The organism is Nitratireductor sp. J20-h4, from assembly GCF_056780505.1.
In genome coordinates this window covers 2,219,906-2,237,314 of the sequence record NZ_CM165557.1, presented here as the reverse complement: position 1 = coordinate 2,237,314, position 17,409 = coordinate 2,219,906, and the positions used below count along the sequence as shown (strand labels likewise).

Below are 17,409 nucleotides of genomic sequence, written 5' to 3'. Positions count from 1 at the left end.
CGCCTATCTCAGCCGCTTCGGGCGCGGTTCGGCCAGTTCGCCGGCGAGGCGCCGGTCGAGATAGTCCGAGCAGTCGGCGATCAGTTCGTCGGCATGGCTGGTGAAGAAATGGTTGGCGCCTTCCAGCGTCTTTTGGGTGATGGTGATGCCCTTTTGGGTGTGCAGCTTGTCGACCAAAGTCTGCACGTCCTTGGGTGGCGCGACCTTGTCGGCATCGCCGTGGATGATGAGCCCCGATGACGGGCACGGCGCCAGGAAGGAGAAATCGTAGATGTTGGGCTGCGGCGCGATCGAGATGAAACCCTCGATCTCGGGGCGGCGCATCAGCAATTGCATGCCGATCCAGGCGCCGAAGGAATAGCCGGCCACCCAGCAATTCTTCGAATCGGGATGCAAGGACTGCACCCAGTCGAGCGCGGCCGCCGCGTCTGACAATTCCCCCGTGCCGTGGTCGAACTGACCCTGGCTGCGGCCGATGCCGCGGAAATTGAAACGCAAGGTGGTGAAGTCGCGCTTCTGGAACATGTAAAACAGATCGTAGACGATCTTGTTGTTCATCGTGCCGCCGAATTGCGGGTGCGGATGCAGCACCAGGGCAATCGGGGCGTTCTTTTCCTTTGACGGCTGGTAGCGGCCTTCCAGGCGGCCATCCGGTCCGGCAAAAATCACTTCGGGCATGAATACTCCACAAACCGTCCGATCGGGACGTTATTCGGCGCCGGTGCGACCTTGACGCGGGGCCGACGCCTCCATAGAAGCTAGTTTAGAACCGTTCCAAACTTGGCGAAATACCGTCAATCTGGCAAGGCGGGTAGATAGGACGGGTCGTGGCGCAATTTCAAGGAAATTGCGCGCGGACACCGAAATCGGGACGCGAGGTCACACAGGCAGGCATGCACGCACAGCGCGCCTATCTCGACTACAACGCCAGCGCGCCGCTGCTGGAGCCGGCGCGCGCGGCGATGCTGGTCGCGCTGGATACGGGCGGCAACGCCTCTTCGGTGCACGCCGAGGGCCGCGCTGCGCGCCGCCTGATCGAGGAGGCCCGTGGCGCGGTCGCCGCGCTGGTCGGCGGGGCGGCCGAGCACGTCGTTTTCACCTCCGGAGCGAGCGAGGCAGCCTCCATGCTGACCACGCCCGAGTGGCGCATGGGTCGTGCGCCGCTACGCCTTGAGCGGCTTTTCGTGGCGGCGAGCGACCATCCCTGCCTGCTCGGCGGCGGGCGCTTCGCGCCCGAAAACGTCCATCGTCTGCCGGTCGACCGCGACGGGCTGATCGACCCGGACGCGGTGAAGGCGATCCTTGCGGACAGAGCGATTGCCGGCAAGAGCCTGGTCGCGATCCATATGGCCAACAACGAGACCGGCGTCATCCAGCCGGTCGCCGAGATCACCCGCGCCGCGAAGGAGGCGGGGGCCCTGTTCGCGCTCGACGCGGTGCAGGCCGCGGGGCGCATTCCGCTCGACATCGCCGATCTCGGGGCCGATTTCCTGATCCTGTCGGCGCACAAGATCGGCGGGCCCAAGGGCGCCGGCGCCCTGGTGGCCGCTTCCGGGCTGGTCATGCCCGAGCCGCTGGTGCGCGGCGGCGGCCAGGAAAAGGGCCATCGCGGCGGAACCGAGAACGTGGCCGCGATTGCCGGCTTCGGCGCCGCCGCGCGCGAGGCCGCGCGGGCCGTGGAGCTGATGGACGGTGTGCGCGCCTTGCGCGACGAGGCCGAACGGGCAATCCGCGAGATCGCGCCACGGGCAACGATATTCGGCGCCGCGGCGCCGCGGCTGCCGAATACGAGCTTCTTTTCCGTGCCGGGGCTGAAGGCCGAAACCGCGCAGATCGGCTTCGACCTTGCCGGTATCGCGCTGTCGGCGGGGTCGGCCTGTTCGTCGGGCAAGGTCGGTCCGAGCCACGTGCTGGCGGCGATGGGGTATGGCGAGGAGGCGTCGGCCCTCAGGCTGTCGCTCGGCCTGGCGACCGAGGCCGGCGATATCGACCGGTTCGCCACCGCCTTGCGCGGCATCGTCGCGCGCGGGGCAGGGCAAGACATTAGAGCTGCCTGACATTTTCGGGCAAACCTGTCCGAAATTGTCAGGAAAAAGTGTCGCTATGGCCGGAAACGGCCTTTTACCGGGGTGATTTTCCCGGCCATAGGCACTACATGAGGCATACGCCGTGCGCGGTGCCATAGTTTGAAGACTGCCGGGCCTTGAACCCGGCGAGGATGGAGAACGCCGATGCCTGCCGTGCAGGAAACGATCGAGCAGGTCCGCAATATCGATGTGGACCAGTACAAATACGGTTTCGAGACGCTTATTGAGACCGACAAGGCGCCCAAGGGTCTCAACGAAGACATCATCCGGCTGATCTCGGCCAAGAAGGATGAGCCGGAATGGATGCTGGAGTGGCGCCTGGAGGCGTTTCGACGCTGGCAGACCATGAGCGAGCCCACCTGGGCGCGGGTTTCCTATCCCGAGATCGATTTCCAGGACATTCACTATTACGCCGCGCCGAAGAGCACCTCGGGTCCGACCTCGCTTGAGGAGGTCGACCCGGAATTGCTGCGCACCTATGAAAAGCTCGGCATTCCGCTCAAGGAGCAGGAAATCCTGGCCGGCGTGCGCAAGCAGGGCGAGCCGTCCGATCTTGACGCGATCGAGGGCAATGGCGGACGACGGGTGGCCGTCGACGCGGTGTTCGATTCGGTTTCGGTGGTGACGACCTTCAAGAAGGAACTGGCGGCGGCCGGCGTGATCTTCTGCTCGATTTCCGAGGCGATCCGCGAGCATCCCGACCTGGTGCGCAAATATCTCGGCACGGTGGTGCCGACCAGCGACAATTATTACGCCACCCTCAATACGGCCGTCTTCACCGACGGGTCGTTCGTCTACGTGCCCAAGGGCGTGCGCTGCCCGATGGAGCTGTCGACCTATTTCCGCATCAACGAAAAGAACACCGGCCAGTTCGAACGCACGCTGATCATTGCCGAGGAGGGCGCCTATGTGTCCTACCTGGAAGGCTGCACGGCGCCGCAGCGCGACGAGAACCAGCTCCATGCGGCGGTGGTCGAACTGATTGCGCTCGACGACGCGGAGATCAAATATTCGACGGTGCAGAACTGGTATCCCGGCGACAAGGACGGCAAGGGCGGCATCTACAATTTCGTCACCAAGCGGGGCGACTGCCGCGGCAGGAATTCCAAAATTTCCTGGACCCAGGTCGAAACCGGCTCGGCGATCACCTGGAAGTATCCCTCCTGCATCCTGCGCGGCGACAACTCGCAGGGTGAGTTCTATTCGATCGCGGTCTCCAATGGCCACCAGCAGATCGATTCGGGCACCAAGATGCTGCATCTGGGCAAGAACACGGTGTCGCGCATCATCTCCAAGGGCATCTCGGCCGGCAAGTCCAACAACACCTATCGCGGCCAGGTATCGGTGCACCGCAAGGCGACCAACGCGCGCAACTTCACCAATTGCGATTCGCTGCTGATCGGTAATGATTGCGGCGCGCACACGGTGCCCTACATCGAAGCCAAGAACGCCACCGCCAAGCTCGAGCACGAAGCGACGACGTCAAAGATCTCGGAAGACCAGCTGTTTTACGTCATGCAGCGCGGCATTCCGGAGGAAGAGGCGATCGCGCTGATCGTCAACGGCTTCGTCAAGGAAGTGATCCAGGAACTGCCGATGGAATTCGCCGTCGAGGCGCAGAAGCTGATCGGCATCTCGCTGGAAGGCAGTGTGGGGTGATCGCGGTCCTTGGTCCGCGCAAGGTGAACACGCGCCGCGGGTGCGGTTGGAAAAATTCGGAACGAGAAAAGAATGCTTGAGATCAAGAACCTTCACGCCCGCGTCGCCGAAACCGGCACGGAGATCATCCGCGGGCTCGACCTGACCGTGCAGGCCGGCGAGATCGCCGCCATCATGGGTCCGAACGGGTCGGGCAAGTCGACGCTGTCCTACATTCTGGCCGGCCGCCCGGACTACGAGGTCACCGAGGGCGACATCCTCTATGACGGCCGCTCGATCCTGGAGATGGACCCGGCTGAACGCGCGGCCGCCGGCGTCTTCCTCGCCTTCCAGTATCCGATGGAGATACCCGGGGTCGCGACGATGGAGTTTCTGAAGGTTGCGATCAATTCGCAGCGCCGCGCCCGCGGCGATGCGGAGCTGAAGATTCCCGACCTTCTGAAGAAGGTCAAGGAGGCCGCCGGCACGCTCGAGATGGACATGGCGATGCTCAAGCGGCCGCTCAATGTCGGGTTTTCCGGCGGCGAGAAGAAGCGCGCCGAGATCCTGCAGATGATGCTTCTGGAGCCGAAGCTGTGCGTGCTGGACGAGACCGATTCCGGTCTCGACATCGACGCGCTGAAGATCGTCGCCGATGGTGTCAACGCGCTGCGCTCGCCCGAGCGCGCCATGGTCGTCATCACCCACTATCAGCGTCTTCTGGACTATATCGTGCCCGATACAGTGCATGTGCTGTCGCGCGGCCGGGTGGTGAAGTCGGGCGACAAGGGGCTGGCGCTGGAACTCGAGAAGAACGGGTACGCCGGCGTCGTCGGCGAGGCCGCGTAGGTGTCTGCAATGAATGTTCATGCCACCCCGCAAATGACGGCTGCCGAACAGGCGCTGATCGATGCCTATGGCCAGCGCTTTTCCGACCTGCCGGGCGACACCGCCGTCGTCGTCAGACGCGACGAGGCTGTGGAAGCGCTGAAATCGGGCCTGCCGACGCGTCGCGTAGAGGCCTGGCACTACACCGATCTGCGCCGGCTTCTGAGCGCGGTGCCCGCCTTCGATCCCGCCCTTCAGGCCAAGGAGCAACCGGCGCTGTTGAGCGGGGCGACCGTGCTGCCGGTTCTGTCCGGCAGGGTCTCGTCGCTGCCCCGCGTCGACGGTGTCGCGCTCCAGCGCATGTTCGACCGGCTGAGCGAGGGCAGTGTCGCGGCGCAGCTTTTCGACGGGGACGCAGCCGACGCGATCGGCGCGATCAATACGGCCTTCGTCGCCGACGGCTATGCGCTCGATATCGCCGAGGACGCGGAGATCGCCAAGCCGATCGAATTGCAGAACCTGCACGAGGGCGGTCAGGCGCATGTGCGCTTTGCCGCGCGCGCCGGCCGCAACTCCCGCGCCACGATCGTGGAACGCCAGACCGGCGTCGGCGCGGCGCTGGTTTCGGCGGTTAGCCACATTACGGTCGAGGACGGCGCCGACCTGACCTGGATCATTCTCCAGGAACAGCCGGACGACGCGACGTTTCTCGGCCAGACCAATATCGAAATCGGCGCGGACGCGAAGCTCACGCTTTTCTTCATGAATGCCGGCGGCAAGCTGGTGCGTCAGGAAGTGAAGGTCAATGTCGCGGGCGAGGGGTCCGAATTCGTCCTGCGCGGGGTCAACCTTCTGGCGGGCGAGACCCATTGCGACGTAACCATGGTGCTCGACCATCAGGCGGCCAACACGGTCTCGACGGAAGTGATCCGCAATATCGTGACCGACAAGGCCAAAGGCGTTTTCCAGGGGCAGATCCGCGTTGCGCGCGAGGCGCAGAAGACCGACGCCAAGATGGCCTGCAACACCCTGCTTCTGACGGACGAAGGCGAGTTTTCGGCCAAGCCGGAACTGGAGATCTTCGCCGACGACGTGGCCTGCGGCCACGGCGCGACCGTGACGGAGATCGATCACGGCCATCTGTTTTATCTGATGGCGCGCGGCATCGACGAAAAGACCGCGCGCGGATTGCTGGTGCGCGCCTTTCTGGCCGAGGTGATCGAGGACCTGGAAAACGAGGCGCTGGTCGAGGCGCTGGAAGAAAAACTGACGGCGTGGTTTGCCACGCATGGCTGAGGCCGGGCGACGCGGGATGTCCCCGGCGGCCTGCGCCGGCCTTGCCGGGACGAGCAGTCCGCGGCCGGTACGCCGGCCAACCAATCGGGAGTAGCAGGACCATGGACCAGAAAGTCGATTCCGCTCCCTACGACGTCGAGGCGATCCGCCGCGACTTTCCCATCCTCGCGCGCGAGGTCTACGGCAAGCCGCTGGTCTATCTCGACAACGGCGCCTCGGCGCAAAAGCCGCAGGCCGTGCTCGACGCGATCGCCCACACCTATGGCGCCGAATACGCCAATGTGCATCGCGGCCTGCATTTCTTGTCCAACGCGGCGACCGACGCCTATGAGAAGGCGCGCGAGACCGTGCGCGGGTTCGTCAACGCGGCGAGCGTCGACGAGATCGTCTTCACCAAGAACGCGACCGAGGCGATCAACACCATCGCCTATGGCTGGGGCATGCCGCATATCGGCGAGGGCGACGAGATCGTGCTGTCGATCATGGAGCACCACTCCAACATCGTGCCGTGGCATTTCATCCGCGAGCGCCAGGGTGCGAAACTGGTATGGGCGCCGGTCGACGAGGAGGGGGTGTTTCATCTCGACGCGTTCGAGAAATGCCTGACCGAGCGCACGAAGCTGATCGCGATCACCCATATGTCGAACGTGCTCGGCACGGTGGTGCCGATCCGCGAGATTTGCCGCATCGCGCATGAGCGCGGCATCAAGGTTCTGGTCGACGGCAGCCAGGCGGCCGTGCACATGCCGGTCGACGTGCAGGAGCTGGGCTGCGACTTCTATGTGTTTACCGGCCACAAACTCTACGGCCCCTCCGGCATCGGCGTGCTCTACGGCCGCATGGAAGCGCTGGAAGCGACGATCCCGTTCCAGGGCGGCGGCGAGATGATCGAGGACGTGGCGATGGAGGGCGTGACCTACAACCACCCGCCGCATCGCTTCGAGGCCGGAACGCCGCCGATCGCCCAGGCGATCGGGCTTGGCGCGGCTATCGATTATGTCGAATCGATCGGCCGGGCGCGCATTGCCGCCTACGAGGCGGAGCTGCGCGACTACGCCCAGGAGCGCCTGCGCGGCGTGAACGCGCTGCGCATTCTGGGTAATGCGCCGGACAAGGGGGCGATCATCTCCTTCGAGCTGGCAGGCATTCACGCCCATGACGTGTCGATGGTGATCGACCGCGCCGGGGTGGCGGTCAGGGCCGGCACCCATTGCGCCCAGCCGCTGTTGAAGCGGTTCGGCGTGACGTCCACCTGCAGGGCCTCCTTCGGCCTTTACAACACCCGGGCCGAGGTTGACGCCCTGGTCGAGGCGCTGGAGAAGGCGCGGACATTTTTCGGATGAACGAGATGAGCGACGACACCACCACACCGCATGCCGAACCGATGCCGGCGCAGGCCTCGGCTCTTCCCCAGGACGAGCTGGCGCGGCTGACCGACGACATCATCGCCGCGATCAAGACCGTCTACGATCCCGAGATTCCGGCCGACATCTACGAACTCGGCCTGATCTACAAGATCGACATCGAGGACGACCGCTCGGTCAAGATCGAGATGACCCTGACGGCGCCGGGCTGTCCTGTCGCCGGCGAGATGCCGGGCTGGGTGGAAAACGCGGTCGGCACCGTTGAAGGCGTGTCCGGCGTCGAGGTCAGCATGGTGTTCGACCCGCCCTGGACGCCCGACCGGATGTCGGAAGAAGCCCAGGTCGCGGTCGGCTGGTATTGACCGGCGGGTTGCGCAAGAGGCTAATCTTCACCATCTTGAGGTCAGCATCATCATTGGGCGGGCCTTGAACCCGCGCGCAATGGAGAAACGAGCATGGGCCGGTTTCAGGTCATTTCGATAACGGAGGCGGCGGCCGCGCGGGTGCGCGAGATCGTCGAAAGCCGCGACGGCGCGCAGGGCGTGCGCGTCGGCGTCAAGAAGGGCGGCTGCGCCGGCATGGAATATACGGTCGATCTGGTGACCGAGCCCGATCCCAAGGACGACCATGTCGAGCATGACGGCGCGCATGTTTACGTCGCGCCCGAGGCGAGCCTGTTTCTGCTGGGAACGGAAATGGGCTACGAGGTGACCACGCTGCGCTCCGGCTTCACCTTTTCCAATCCGAACCAGTCCTCGGCCTGCGGCTGCGGCGAATCGGTGGAGCTGAAGCCGGCCGATCTCAAGGCGCTCGCCGAGGCGCGCGGCGCCGGCGCCGCCTGAGCGACGCCTACGGGACCTTCGCCTGGCGCTTGGCGCCTACCGGCCGGGCCTACCTTCATCTGACATGGACGAGAACTGCGCGGCAGGTGCACGGGCGCGGGGAAAAATCTTCGATGCTGGCAAAGCAGCGGTGGCGTGTCTGGCTGGACCGACGTTCGAGGCGGGGGCGGGACGATAAACCGGCTTGCGCGGCCTGGAGCCGTTCTGCTTTTCGCGGTATCGCAGACCGGCGCCAATCTATTGCTTTGACGCGTTTCCGAACGGCGAACTGGCTTCCACTTCGCCTGGAAACGTTCTAGACCTTGACCACGACCTTCATGAAATCGGGCATGTCGTCGCCGAAGCCGACCGGCGCGTCGCCGAGATCGTCCTTGCGCGCGCGGCTCCGCTTGTCGCGGGCCCCGCCGTCGCGGCCGCGCGTCGTTTCGAGGCGATTGGCGTTATCGGCCTTGATCGCGCTCTTGCGGGTCGTCTTGGCGGGCTTGTCCTCAGCCTGCACCGGTTCGGCAACCGCCGCGGCGGCAGGTGCCTGTTCCTCGGACGTCTCGGCCGTCTTGCGCGGCCTGCCGCGCGGCTTGTCGGTCTTGGCGGCGCGGCTGCCGCGACCGCGACGCGGCGCCTCGTCCGCGTCGTCGTCCGACAGGCTCGACAGGTCGCCGTCATGCCACTCGATCGTCTGGCCGATCAGCTTTTCGATCGCGTCGAGATATTTCTTGTCCGAGCGCGTGGCGATGGTGAACGCCTTGCCGGCGCGACCGGCCCGGCCGGTGCGACCGATGCGGTGGACATAGTCCTCGGCGTGGATCGGCACGTCGAAATTGAACACATGGCTGACGGCGGGGATATCGAGCCCGCGCGCGGCCACGTCGGAGGCGACCAGCAGCTTCAGATTGCCGTCGCGGAAATTGGCCAGCATCGCCATGCGGGCGCGCTGGTCCATGTCGCCATGCAGCGCGCCGGCGTCGAATTCATGCCGGGTCAGGGAACGGAACAGTTCCGACACGTCCACCTTGCGGTTGCAGAAGATGATCGCGTTGGTGAGCTCGTCTTCCTGCTCGCGGATCAGCCGGCGCAGCGTGTCGCGCTTGTCCCAGGCCTTGCCCGGCGACTTCACCAGGCGCTGGGTGACCGTGGTGGCCGTGCTTGCCGCGCGCGCGACCTCGACGCGCACCGGCGCCTGCAGGAACTTTTCGGTCAGCTTGGTGATCTCGGGCGGCATGGTGGCCGAGAAGAACAAGGTCTGACGGGTAAAGGGTATCATCTCGCAGATGCGTTCGATATCGGGGATAAAGCCCATGTCGAGCATCCGGTCGGCCTCGTCGATGACGAGAATGTCGACCCCGGTCAGAAGCAGTTTGCCACGCTCGCGATGGTCGAGCAGCCGGCCGGGCGTGGCGATCAGCACATCGGCGCCGCGTTCCAGCTTCTTTTCCTGCTCGTCGAACGACACGCCGCCGATCAGAAGCGCGATGTTGAGCCGGTGGTTCTTGCCGTATTTGATGAAGTTCTCCTCGACCTGCGCGGCGAGTTCGCGCGTCGGTTCGAGGATCAGCGTGCGCGGCATGCGCGCCCGGGCACGGCCCTTTTCGAGCCGGGTGAGCATCGGCAGGACGAAGGAGGCTGTCTTGCCGGTCCCCGTCTGGGCGATGCCGAGAATGTCCTTGCCTTCCAGCGCATAGGGAATGGCGCCGGCCTGGATCGGGGTCGGCGTGGTGTAGCCTGCGTCGGTGACTGCGGAAAGGACCTTGGGCGACAGGCCCAGATCCGCAAAAGTTTTCGCCTGTTCGGCAGTCTGCTCGTTTGATGGCACGATGTTGAAATGTCTTTTTTTGCTAGTGTTGCCGGGCACGTCGCACGCGGCAGGCAGGGCACTCAAGCCCGCTTCCTGAGGCTGGCGTTACGTTGCACGGGCCGGAAAGTCAACCGTTTACCCCCAATATTGGCGCCGCCAGCGCCTTCGGGGCGCGAATCAGGCGCTCTGTTGTCGATTTGCCGCTGATCGGCCGGGAACCGTGTCAGTAGCGGAACTGCTCCGACAGGATGCGCTCGTCCCAGCTGTGGCTGGCGTCGAACAGGATGGTGACGGTCGTGTCGTGCGCTTCGCGCACGGTCACGGAAGCGACCGACTTGATCTCGGTGTGGTCGGCGACGGCGTTGACGGGACGTTTTTGCGGTTCCAGCACGTCGAAGCGCACGGTCGAGCGATTGGGAATCAGGGCGCCGCGCCAGCGCCGCGGCCGGAAGGCGCTGACCGGGGTCAGCGCGAGAAGCGGGGCCTCGAGCGGCAGGATCGGGCCCTGCGCGGACAGATTATAGGCCGTCGATCCGGCCGGCGTGGCGACCATGACGCCGTCGCAGATCAACTCGTCCAGGCGCACCTTGCCGTCGATCGTGATGCGGATCTTGGCCGCCTGATAGGACTGGCGCAGCAGCGACACCTCGTTGATGGCAAGCGCGTCGGTCGTGTTGCCGTCCGTGTCGACAGTGCGCATGTGCAGCGGCCGGATGGTTTCGGCGACCGCGTCCTCGATCCGCTCGCGCAGGTCGGTCTCGCGGTATTCGTTCATCAAGAAACCGATCGTGCCGCGGTTCATCCCGTAGATGCTGCGGCCCGAACTCATCATCTGGTGCAACGTCTGGAGCATGAAGCCGTCGCCGCCGAGCGCGACAATGACGTCGGCCTCCTCGATCCGCTCCTGCCCGTAAAGGGTGGAGAGACGGCTGGCGGCCTCGCGCGCGTCCGGCGTGTCGGCCGAAATAAAGGCCAGGCTCGGCGGGTTTCCACTCACCTTGGTCTCTCCTCCATAGGCGCGATCGCGATCGGGCGATGGCGCGCACGCTGCCGGTTAGCACGCGCCGGGCATCAGGCAAAGCCGTGGCGTGTCGGGCAAACGCCGGAGGCACCCCTTTACTGGTGCGGAAAATATGATAACGGACGGGCGTGCCCTTGTAGCTCAGCTGGTAGAGCAGCGGTTTTGTAAACCGAAGGTCGCGGGTTCGATTCCTGCCGGGGGCACCATCTTCCGAAAAGTCCATTCCGGTCACATGGCTTATCTCCGACAGCGGAGACACGTGGGACGGCTTGCCGCCCGAGACCGCCGTTCCGTTCAGCCGGCGAAAGCCTTTTGCGCCATGCGGCGGATGAAACCGGCGGTGCGCGCCGGCTCGGCGAATTGCGGCATGTGGCCGACGCCTTCCAGGATATCCAGGTCGAGTCCTTCGACCGCGTCGCGCATCGCGAGCCCGTGCACGGCGTGGTCGAGCACACGGTCTGCGTCGCCGAACAGGATGCCGACCGGCATGGCGAGCGCGCCGTAGCGGGTTTGCTGGCCCGGCATGGCGGTCTGCGTGGCGACGAAATCGGCCGCCGTGGCGGCAAAATGGCTCGGCCTGAGGCCGAGATAGCCGCCGCCGCCGATGGCGTAGTCGGCCGGAACGGCCTGCGGGCCGAAGACGAAATCGAGCGTGGCCTCGGCCTGCCTGAGCGCCATCGGGATCGCAACCGTATGGGCAAGAACGGCGCGCAGGACGGGCGAGGGGATGTCGAGCCCCTTGAAGCCGCTCGGCTTTTCACCCTGGTGATGGGTGAGCGGGGCAAGCAGCGCCAGGCCGGCGACCTTGTCGGGAAAATCGAGCGCGACGCGCAGGGCGATCGCGCCGCCCAGCGAATGCCCGACCAGCAGCGGCTTTTGCAGCCCGAGCCGGTCGATAAAGGCGGCGATCACCCGGGCCTGGTCGCCGATGTCGGCCGCGCTGCCGCTTCTTGTCGAATAGCCCGAGCCGGGCCGGTCGATCGCGATCAGGCGAAAATCGTCGGCCAGGAGCGGAAAAAGCGGCTGGCGGAAATGATGCAGCTGGCCGCCGAGCCCGTGAACGAACAGGATCGGCCGGCCCCGGCCTTGCTCGACATAGTGGATCGTATCGCCGTCGATCTCGACGGTCTTGCCGGTTTGCGGGACGGCCCGTTCGGCATCGGCTGCGAGTTTTTCGGTCCTCCAGGCAAAATAGGCCACGACGGCGGCGACGAGGACGACCGCGACCAGGACGAACCACAACAAGAAGGTCAGCAAGGGCAAGGCTCCGGTAACACGATTGCGAGCCTATAACAGGGCAAGCCGGAATGGGAACCGGCCGGCACACGAACCCGGATTTTTGACGCGGACCCTGGCTGTGCGGCCGTTCGAGAGCTGTTCACCGGCCCGACCTGCCGGCGCAGGCCACGCACAGCGGCACGGTCGGGTCGACATCGAGGCGCTTCCAGCCGATGAAGGCGCCGCAGTCGACGCAATAGCCGAAATCGCCCGTCTGGATGCGCTTCAGCGCCGCGCCCAGCCGGGCCTGGCGGGTCTGGCGGCGCTGTTCGACCGCCTGCGCCATCGCCTGTTGCTGCATGGCGTCCATGCGCGACAGCCGGCCGACGCTTTGCTGGTCGAGTTCGACCGGGGCGCGGTCGGCGGCGGTCTCGCGCGATTGCGCCTCAAGCTGCGCCAGCTCCGCCTCGATCAGGCAGCGGTAGCGGGCGGCGAGTGCGGCATCGTCGGGCTCGTTTGTGATCATGCTGCGCGCGACAATGGCGCGAATGCGCCGGTTCGGCAAAGGAAATCGCGGCGCACGCCGGCTGCGCGCTCGCGGGCGGCCCGAAAGCCGCCCGCCGGCGTCATGGCCAGTGTGCTGTCAGCCGTGCAGGCGCGCGGTGAGTTCGGCCACGCGCTTGCCCTGGAAGCGCGCGCCCTCCAGTTCCTGCTCGGAGGGCATGCGCGAGCCGTCCGTGTTGCTGGTCGTGGTCATGCCGTAGGGCGCGCCGCCACGCACGACATCGTTGCCGCTTTGCCCCTCATAGGCGTAGGACAGCGGCACGATGATCATGCCGTGGTGCTGCAGCGACACCTGGGCGCTGATCAGGGCGAATTCGGCCCCGCCATGCTGGGTCGCCGTCGACGACATCACCGAGGCGACCTTGTCGATCAACGCGCCCTTGGCCCACAGCGAGCCTGTCTGGTCAAGAAAGTTCTTCATCTGGGCGGCCATGGCGCCATAGCGCGTCGAGATGCCGAAGATGATGCCGTCATAGTCGGCGAGTTCGGAAGGCTCGGCGATCGGCGCGTCCTGGTCGAGCTTGTAATGTGCCGCCTTGGCCACGTCTTCTGGAACGAGTTCGGGCACCCGTTTGACCGTCACGTCGACGCCGGCGTCGCGCGCGCCCTCGGCGGCGGCCTTGGCCATCGCCTCCATGTGGCCCCAGCTCGAGTAGTAAAGCACCAATATCTTGGTCATCAAATCGTCTCCTGACTATCCGTATTTCAAGGCCCGACAACTCTTCTGCCGGGCCATGGTTCCTATGTGCGAGGCGCTGTCGTTCGATAAAAGTGCGCGATTGGTGACGGTTCGTTCACTGGCTCCCCGCGATTGCCCGCGTCGGCGGAGGGCGCTATGGGGCGGTAGCAGTGCGTGAAAGGAACCAGATGAGCGACATCGTGACAGCGGCCATGCTCGTCATCGGCGACGAGATCCTGTCGGGGCGGACCAAGGACCGCAATATCGGCCATCTGGCCGAGATGATGACGGCGATCGGCATAGACCTGAAGGAAGTGCGCATCGTCGCCGACGACGAGGACGCCATCGTCGAGGCGCTCAACGCGATCAGGGCGCGCTACACCTATGTGTTCACCACCGGCGGCATCGGGCCGACGCATGACGACATCACCGCCGACGCGGTCGCCAAGGCGTTCGGGCTGCCATGCGAGCATGACGAGCGCGCCTATGCCATGCTTGCCCAGAACTACGCCGAGCGGGGCCTGGATTTCACCGAGGCGCGCAAGCGGATGGCGCGGATGCCGCGCGGTGCGGTGCATATCGACAATCCGGTGTCGATCGCGCCGGGATTCAGGATCGAAAACGTGCACGTCATGGCCGGCGTGCCGTCGATTTTCCAGGCCATGCTCGACACTGTCGTGCCGGGCCTGAAGACCGGAGCCAGGCTGATTTCGGTCTCGATCCACTGTCCGGCCGGCGAGGGCACGATCGGCGGGCCGTTGGGCGAGATCCAGAAGCAGCACCCCGACACGATCATCGGCTCCTACCCGAAATATCTCGACGGCCAGTTCTGGACCGAGCTGGTGGTGCGGGCCCGCACGCCCGAGGCGCTGGCGCCGGCCGAGGCGGCGGTGCGCCAGATGGTGGCCCGGCTCACCGGCCCGGCTGCCGGGACCTGAATTTTCCTGCTGCTGCCGATTTTGATTACCTGCGGAACGCAACGATGTAGGTTAGGGTTTTCCGAGGACAGCCGGTGCGCCGGCGCGAACGGAGGTTGCCATGGTCTACAAGACGATCGTCGCCGTGCTGCAGGACGAGGACGATGCCGCACGCGCGCTTGATGTCGCCGTCGCCTACGCCCAGAAATCGGACGCGCATCTGATCGGCGTCCACGCCGAAGCGCTGCCGGTGCCGATCGCCTCGCCGATGGGCTTTCCCGACGCCGCCCTGATGGGGGCGGAAGAGGATATGAGCCGCGAACGCGCGGCCAGGCTTGAAACGCTGTTCTCGCAACGCATGAAGCGCGAGCGCGTGTCGTGGGAGTGGCGCTCCATGTACAGTTTTTCCGGCGACAGCGCCCTGTCGGCGCTTGAAAGCGCGCGCTGCGGCGATCTTGTGGTCGCCGGGCAGGTCGATCCCGAAAAGGGCGCAGCCGGATCACCCGATATCGAAACCCTGATCCAGGGGGCCGGGCGCCCGGTGCTGGTCGTGCCGTGGCGCGGCACGGCGACCACAAACGCCAAACGGATCGTGCTGGCCTGGAACGGCTCGCGCCAGGCGGCGCGCGCGGCGTTCGACGCGCTGGCGCTGATCGTCCAGGCCGACGAAACCACGATCCTGAGCGTCGATCCGGTCGCCAGTCCGGGCGAGCAGGGCGCGCTTCCGGGCACCGAAATCGCCGCCGCGCTGGCACGCCACGGCGCACGCGTGACGGTCGAAAACCGTAGTTCCGGCGACCGCTCCGTTGCCGAGATCATCGCGCAGACCGTGAGCGACAAGGGGGCGGACCTGCTGGTGCTCGGCGCATTCAGCCACTCGCGGCTGAAGGAGATGTTTTTCGGCGGCACCACGCGTTCGACGATCGAAAACCCGCCCTGCCTGACCCTTTTGGCGCGCTGAGGCGGGCCGGCCGGAGCGGGCCGAGTGCGACACCGGCGCTATCGGCAAATGGCTGACGGACACGGCGCCCGGTTCGAGGCGACGCGCCAAAGCGTTACGAGGCGAGGTGGACGCCGGTTCGCCGTTCGGACACGCGTTTGGACGATGAGCTAGCGTCCGCGCTTCCTGCCGTGCGTCTTGATCTGCCAGCGGCGGTGAAACCACATCCATTGGCCGGGATCCTCGCGCACCCAGGCTTCCACCACGTCGTTGACGGCCTGGGTGGCGGCCTGGATGTCGATGCGGCCCTTGTCGGTGCGCGGAAGGGCGATTTTCTCGCCGATCTCGATGCGGAAGCGGTTGCCGGGCAGGCGGGTGCAGCGGGTGGGATGGACCTCGCAGTCGAACTGCCTGGTCAGCCTGGCCAGCACGGGGCTCGACTGGCAGGGCCGGCCGAAAAACGTGGTCGGCACGCCGTCGATGAATTTCTGGTCGACGAGCATGCCGACATGGCCGCCATCCTCCAGCACGCGGGCCAGCGCGAACACCGAGCCGGGGCGCGAGGCGATCAGGTCGCCCATCGTCGCCTCGCGCTTTTCCATCAGCGCCGCCGCCAGATAGGGGTTGTTGGGGGCGCGATAGAGCGCGCTGACGGGCAGGCCGTATTTGGCCGCGATGATCGGCAGCAGCTCGAAATTGCCGAGATGGGCGGTGAACAGGATGCGCGGCGCCGGATTGTCGCGCAAGGCGAGGAAGATGTCGGCGCCGACCACCTCGACGCGGGCGGGCAGGCCGCGTTCGTCCTCGTCAACGAGCAGCTTTTCCAGAAAGACATATTCGCCGGCGAGCCGGGCCATGTTGCCCCACATGTCGGAGGCGATCGCCCGCAATTCGTCCTCGGTCTTGTCGGGGTAGGCGGCGCGCAGATTGGTGAGCGCGGTGCGATGGCGCCCGGCAAGCGGACCGATGCGGCGCGCGGCGCGGTCAAGGAAGGCGAGGGCGGAGTCGGCCGGCAGCCGGCGCAAAAGAGCGAGCAGGCCAAGCGTGACTTTGGCGATCAGCCAGTAATTGACCTTCTGTAGCGCGCGCGTGGCCCGGATCGCCGCCCGGCGGGTCAGGTCTGGTGCCGTTGAAGCCATCGTGCCGTCCCGGAGGGCTCGCTGCCTGGCATGGCGCTCTAGGCCACGCGCAGGATGATCTTGCCGAAGACGTCGCGGCCTTCCATGCGCGCCAGCGCGGTGGCGATGCCGTCGAAGCCGACCTCGGTGTCAATCACCGGCGCGACATGGCCGGCGGCCATTTTCTGCATGGCGTCGGCCATGTTTTCCATGCGGCAGCCGAACGAGCCGAATATCTTCAATTGCTGCTGAAAGAGCTGCATCAAATTCATGCTGGTCGACACGCCCGAGGTCGAGCCGCAGGTGACGAGCCGGCCGCCGCGCTTCAGACACAGCATCGAGCCGGCCCAGGTGTCGGCGCCGACATGCTCGAAGACGACGTCGACGCCTTTCTTGCGGGTCAATTTGCGCACCACGCCCTCGAAGCGGTCCTCGCGGTAGTTGATGACGTGATCGGCGCCGAGCGCCCGCGCCTTTTCGGCCTTGTCGTCGGATCCGACGGTGGTGATGACGGTGCAGCCCATCTTCCTGGCGAGCTGGATCGCAGCCGAGCCGATGCCCGAACCGCCGGCATGGACCAGGATCGTTTCGCCCGGCTCGAGCCGGGCATTGTCGAACAGCATGTGCTCGACCGTACCGAAGGTGACCGGGGCGACCGCCGCGCCGACATCGTCGACGCCGGGCGGCGCCGGCACAAGAAGCCGCGCCGGCAGGTTGATGCGCTCCTGGGCGAAGCCGTCGAGGTGGAAACCGTGCACGCCCGAAACGTGCTCGCACAGATTGTCGCGGCCCTCGCGGCAGGGGCGGCAGAGCCCGCAAGTGCGCGCGCCGTAGATCGACACGAGTTGACCGGCAGCCAGATTGCCGACGCCGGCGCCGAGCGTTTCGACCACGCCGGAGGCTTCCGCGCCGATCACCAGCGGCAGCTTGCGCTTGGCGAAGGCCATGCCGCGCCAGCCCCACACGTCGATATGGTTGAGCGCGACGACGCGGATCGCCACCGTGACCTCGCCCGGGCCGGGCGGCGGCGGCGGCGGCAGGTCCACCTGTTCGAGCCTGCGGTCCTCGACGAGTTGCAATGCGCGCATGGGCGGCGGGTCCTTGG

Annotated in this window: 17 protein-coding genes and 1 tRNA gene; 10 read left to right on the top strand and 8 right to left on the bottom strand. The window is 65.9% G+C overall.

Translation table 11 applies throughout. The features are described from left to right. Positions 1-3 precede the first annotated feature (3 nt). Positions 4-678 (bottom strand): alpha/beta hydrolase, encoded by a 675-nt coding sequence (locus ACT2B0_RS10940; protein ID WP_106571696.1) that lies wholly within the window; start codon positions 676-678, stop codon positions 4-6. A 215-nt stretch (positions 679-893) separates the two neighbouring features. Between ACT2B0_RS10940 and ACT2B0_RS10935 the strand changes: the two genes are divergently transcribed. From ACT2B0_RS10935 to sufA, 7 genes are all read left to right on the top strand, one after another. After that, a complete protein-coding gene (locus ACT2B0_RS10935; RefSeq protein WP_473464604.1) occupies positions 894-2,057 on the top strand; it encodes a cysteine desulfurase family protein in 1,164 nt (387 codons plus the stop codon). 174 nt (positions 2,058-2,231) lie between these two features. Then, positions 2,232-3,746, top strand: a complete 1,515-nt coding sequence (sufB, locus tag ACT2B0_RS10930) for a Fe-S cluster assembly protein SufB (protein WP_348117619.1) — start codon at positions 2,232-2,234, stop codon at positions 3,744-3,746. 72 nt (positions 3,747-3,818) lie between these two features. Then, positions 3,819-4,574, top strand: coding sequence for a Fe-S cluster assembly ATPase SufC (sufC, locus tag ACT2B0_RS10925; protein ID WP_348117622.1), 756 nt, complete (start codon positions 3,819-3,821; stop codon positions 4,572-4,574). A 9-nt stretch (positions 4,575-4,583) separates the two neighbouring features. Next, complete coding sequence (gene sufD / locus ACT2B0_RS10920) at positions 4,584-5,849, top strand: Fe-S cluster assembly protein SufD (RefSeq protein ID WP_473464601.1); 1,266 nt, start codon at positions 4,584-4,586, stop codon at positions 5,847-5,849. 101 nt (positions 5,850-5,950) lie between these two features. Further along, positions 5,951-7,192 (top strand): cysteine desulfurase, encoded by a 1,242-nt coding sequence (locus tag ACT2B0_RS10915; RefSeq protein ID WP_481658391.1) that lies wholly within the window; start codon positions 5,951-5,953, stop codon positions 7,190-7,192. Continuing rightward, a complete protein-coding gene (locus tag ACT2B0_RS10910) occupies positions 7,189-7,575 on the top strand; it encodes an SUF system Fe-S cluster assembly protein (protein WP_348117628.1) in 387 nt (128 codons plus the stop codon). The genes ACT2B0_RS10915 and ACT2B0_RS10910 overlap by 4 nt, the downstream gene beginning before the upstream one ends. 93 nt (positions 7,576-7,668) lie before the next feature. After that, positions 7,669-8,055 carry a Fe-S cluster assembly scaffold SufA gene (gene sufA, locus ACT2B0_RS10905; RefSeq protein WP_348117631.1) on the top strand — a complete coding sequence of 129 codons (387 nt, stop codon included), beginning with the start codon at positions 7,669-7,671 and terminating at the stop codon, positions 8,053-8,055. A gap of 295 nt (positions 8,056-8,350) precedes the next feature. On the opposite strand, the gene ACT2B0_RS10900 is transcribed toward sufA, so the two are convergent. Beyond that, the gene (locus ACT2B0_RS10900) at positions 8,351-9,865 is read right to left on the bottom strand and encodes a DEAD/DEAH box helicase (RefSeq protein ID WP_473465917.1); all 1,515 of its coding nucleotides are present in this window, start codon (positions 9,863-9,865) and stop codon (positions 8,351-8,353) included. 205 nt (positions 9,866-10,070) lie between these two features. Further along, the gene (locus tag ACT2B0_RS10895; protein WP_473464595.1) at positions 10,071-10,844 is read right to left on the bottom strand and encodes an NAD kinase; all 774 of its coding nucleotides are present in this window, start codon (positions 10,842-10,844) and stop codon (positions 10,071-10,073) included. A 154-nt stretch (positions 10,845-10,998) separates the two neighbouring features. Between ACT2B0_RS10895 and ACT2B0_RS10890 the strand changes: the two genes are divergently transcribed. Next, positions 10,999-11,074: transfer RNA gene (locus ACT2B0_RS10890), tRNA-Thr, on the top strand. Positions 11,075-11,162: 88 nt separating this feature from the next. On the opposite strand, the gene ACT2B0_RS10885 is transcribed toward ACT2B0_RS10890, so the two are convergent. From ACT2B0_RS10885 to wrbA, 3 genes are all read right to left on the bottom strand, one after another. Then, entirely contained in the window at positions 11,163-12,125 is a 963-nt protein-coding gene (locus ACT2B0_RS10885) for an alpha/beta fold hydrolase (protein ID WP_473464592.1), read from the bottom strand. A 121-nt stretch (positions 12,126-12,246) separates the two neighbouring features. Further along, the gene (locus ACT2B0_RS10880; RefSeq protein WP_473464590.1) at positions 12,247-12,612 is read right to left on the bottom strand and encodes a TraR/DksA family transcriptional regulator; all 366 of its coding nucleotides are present in this window, start codon (positions 12,610-12,612) and stop codon (positions 12,247-12,249) included. A 117-nt stretch (positions 12,613-12,729) separates the two neighbouring features. Then, positions 12,730-13,329: an NAD(P)H:quinone oxidoreductase gene (gene wrbA, locus ACT2B0_RS10875; protein WP_156712292.1), complete on the bottom strand. Its 600-nt coding sequence runs from the start codon at positions 13,327-13,329 to the stop codon at positions 12,730-12,732. Between the two features lie 188 nt (positions 13,330-13,517). Between wrbA and ACT2B0_RS10870 the strand changes: the two genes are divergently transcribed. Continuing rightward, on the top strand, positions 13,518-14,267 hold the full coding sequence (locus ACT2B0_RS10870; RefSeq protein ID WP_473464588.1) for a competence/damage-inducible protein A: 750 nt from the start codon (positions 13,518-13,520) through the stop codon (positions 14,265-14,267). Positions 14,268-14,367: 100 nt separating this feature from the next. Further along, complete coding sequence (locus tag ACT2B0_RS10865; RefSeq protein WP_473464585.1) at positions 14,368-15,207, top strand: universal stress protein; 840 nt, start codon at positions 14,368-14,370, stop codon at positions 15,205-15,207. A gap of 149 nt (positions 15,208-15,356) precedes the next feature. Here ACT2B0_RS10865 and ACT2B0_RS10860 read toward each other — a convergent pair whose 3' ends face one another. Next, positions 15,357-16,325, bottom strand: a complete 969-nt coding sequence (locus ACT2B0_RS10860; protein WP_473464584.1) for a lipid A biosynthesis lauroyl acyltransferase — start codon at positions 16,323-16,325, stop codon at positions 15,357-15,359. A 38-nt stretch (positions 16,326-16,363) separates the two neighbouring features. Next, entirely contained in the window at positions 16,364-17,392 is a 1,029-nt protein-coding gene (locus tag ACT2B0_RS10855; protein WP_473464581.1) for a zinc-binding dehydrogenase, read from the bottom strand. Positions 17,393-17,409 lie beyond the last annotated feature (17 nt).

What these genes read in the sequence shown, in the direction of transcription:
- sufB (WP_348117619.1), top strand. Translation starts at nt 2,232, where the DNA reads ATGCCTGCCGTGCAGGAAACGATCGAGCAGGTCCGCAATATCGATGTG.
- sufD (WP_473464601.1), top strand. Translation starts at nt 4,584, where the DNA reads ATGAATGTTCATGCCACCCCGCAAATGACGGCTGCCGAACAGGCGCTG.
- ACT2B0_RS10935 (WP_473464604.1), top strand. Translation starts at nt 894, where the DNA reads ATGCACGCACAGCGCGCCTATCTCGACTACAACGCCAGCGCGCCGCTG.
- ACT2B0_RS10860 (WP_473464584.1), bottom strand. Translation starts at nt 16,325, where the DNA reads ATGGCTTCAACGGCACCAGACCTGACCCGCCGGGCGGCGATCCGGGCC.
- sufA (WP_348117631.1), top strand. Translation starts at nt 7,669, where the DNA reads ATGGGCCGGTTTCAGGTCATTTCGATAACGGAGGCGGCGGCCGCGCGG.
- ACT2B0_RS10865 (WP_473464585.1), top strand. Translation starts at nt 14,368, where the DNA reads ATGGTCTACAAGACGATCGTCGCCGTGCTGCAGGACGAGGACGATGCC.
- ACT2B0_RS10855 (WP_473464581.1), bottom strand. Translation starts at nt 17,392, where the DNA reads ATGCGCGCATTGCAACTCGTCGAGGACCGCAGGCTCGAACAGGTGGAC.
- ACT2B0_RS10910 (WP_348117628.1), top strand. Translation starts at nt 7,189, where the DNA reads ATGAACGAGATGAGCGACGACACCACCACACCGCATGCCGAACCGATG.
- wrbA (WP_156712292.1), bottom strand. Translation starts at nt 13,329, where the DNA reads ATGACCAAGATATTGGTGCTTTACTACTCGAGCTGGGGCCACATGGAG.
- sufC (WP_348117622.1), top strand. Translation starts at nt 3,819, where the DNA reads ATGCTTGAGATCAAGAACCTTCACGCCCGCGTCGCCGAAACCGGCACG.
- ACT2B0_RS10880 (WP_473464590.1), bottom strand. Translation starts at nt 12,612, where the DNA reads ATGATCACAAACGAGCCCGACGATGCCGCACTCGCCGCCCGCTACCGC.
- ACT2B0_RS10915 (WP_481658391.1), top strand. Translation starts at nt 5,951, where the DNA reads ATGGACCAGAAAGTCGATTCCGCTCCCTACGACGTCGAGGCGATCCGC.
- ACT2B0_RS10940 (WP_106571696.1), bottom strand. Translation starts at nt 678, where the DNA reads ATGCCCGAAGTGATTTTTGCCGGACCGGATGGCCGCCTGGAAGGCCGC.
- ACT2B0_RS10870 (WP_473464588.1), top strand. Translation starts at nt 13,518, where the DNA reads ATGAGCGACATCGTGACAGCGGCCATGCTCGTCATCGGCGACGAGATC.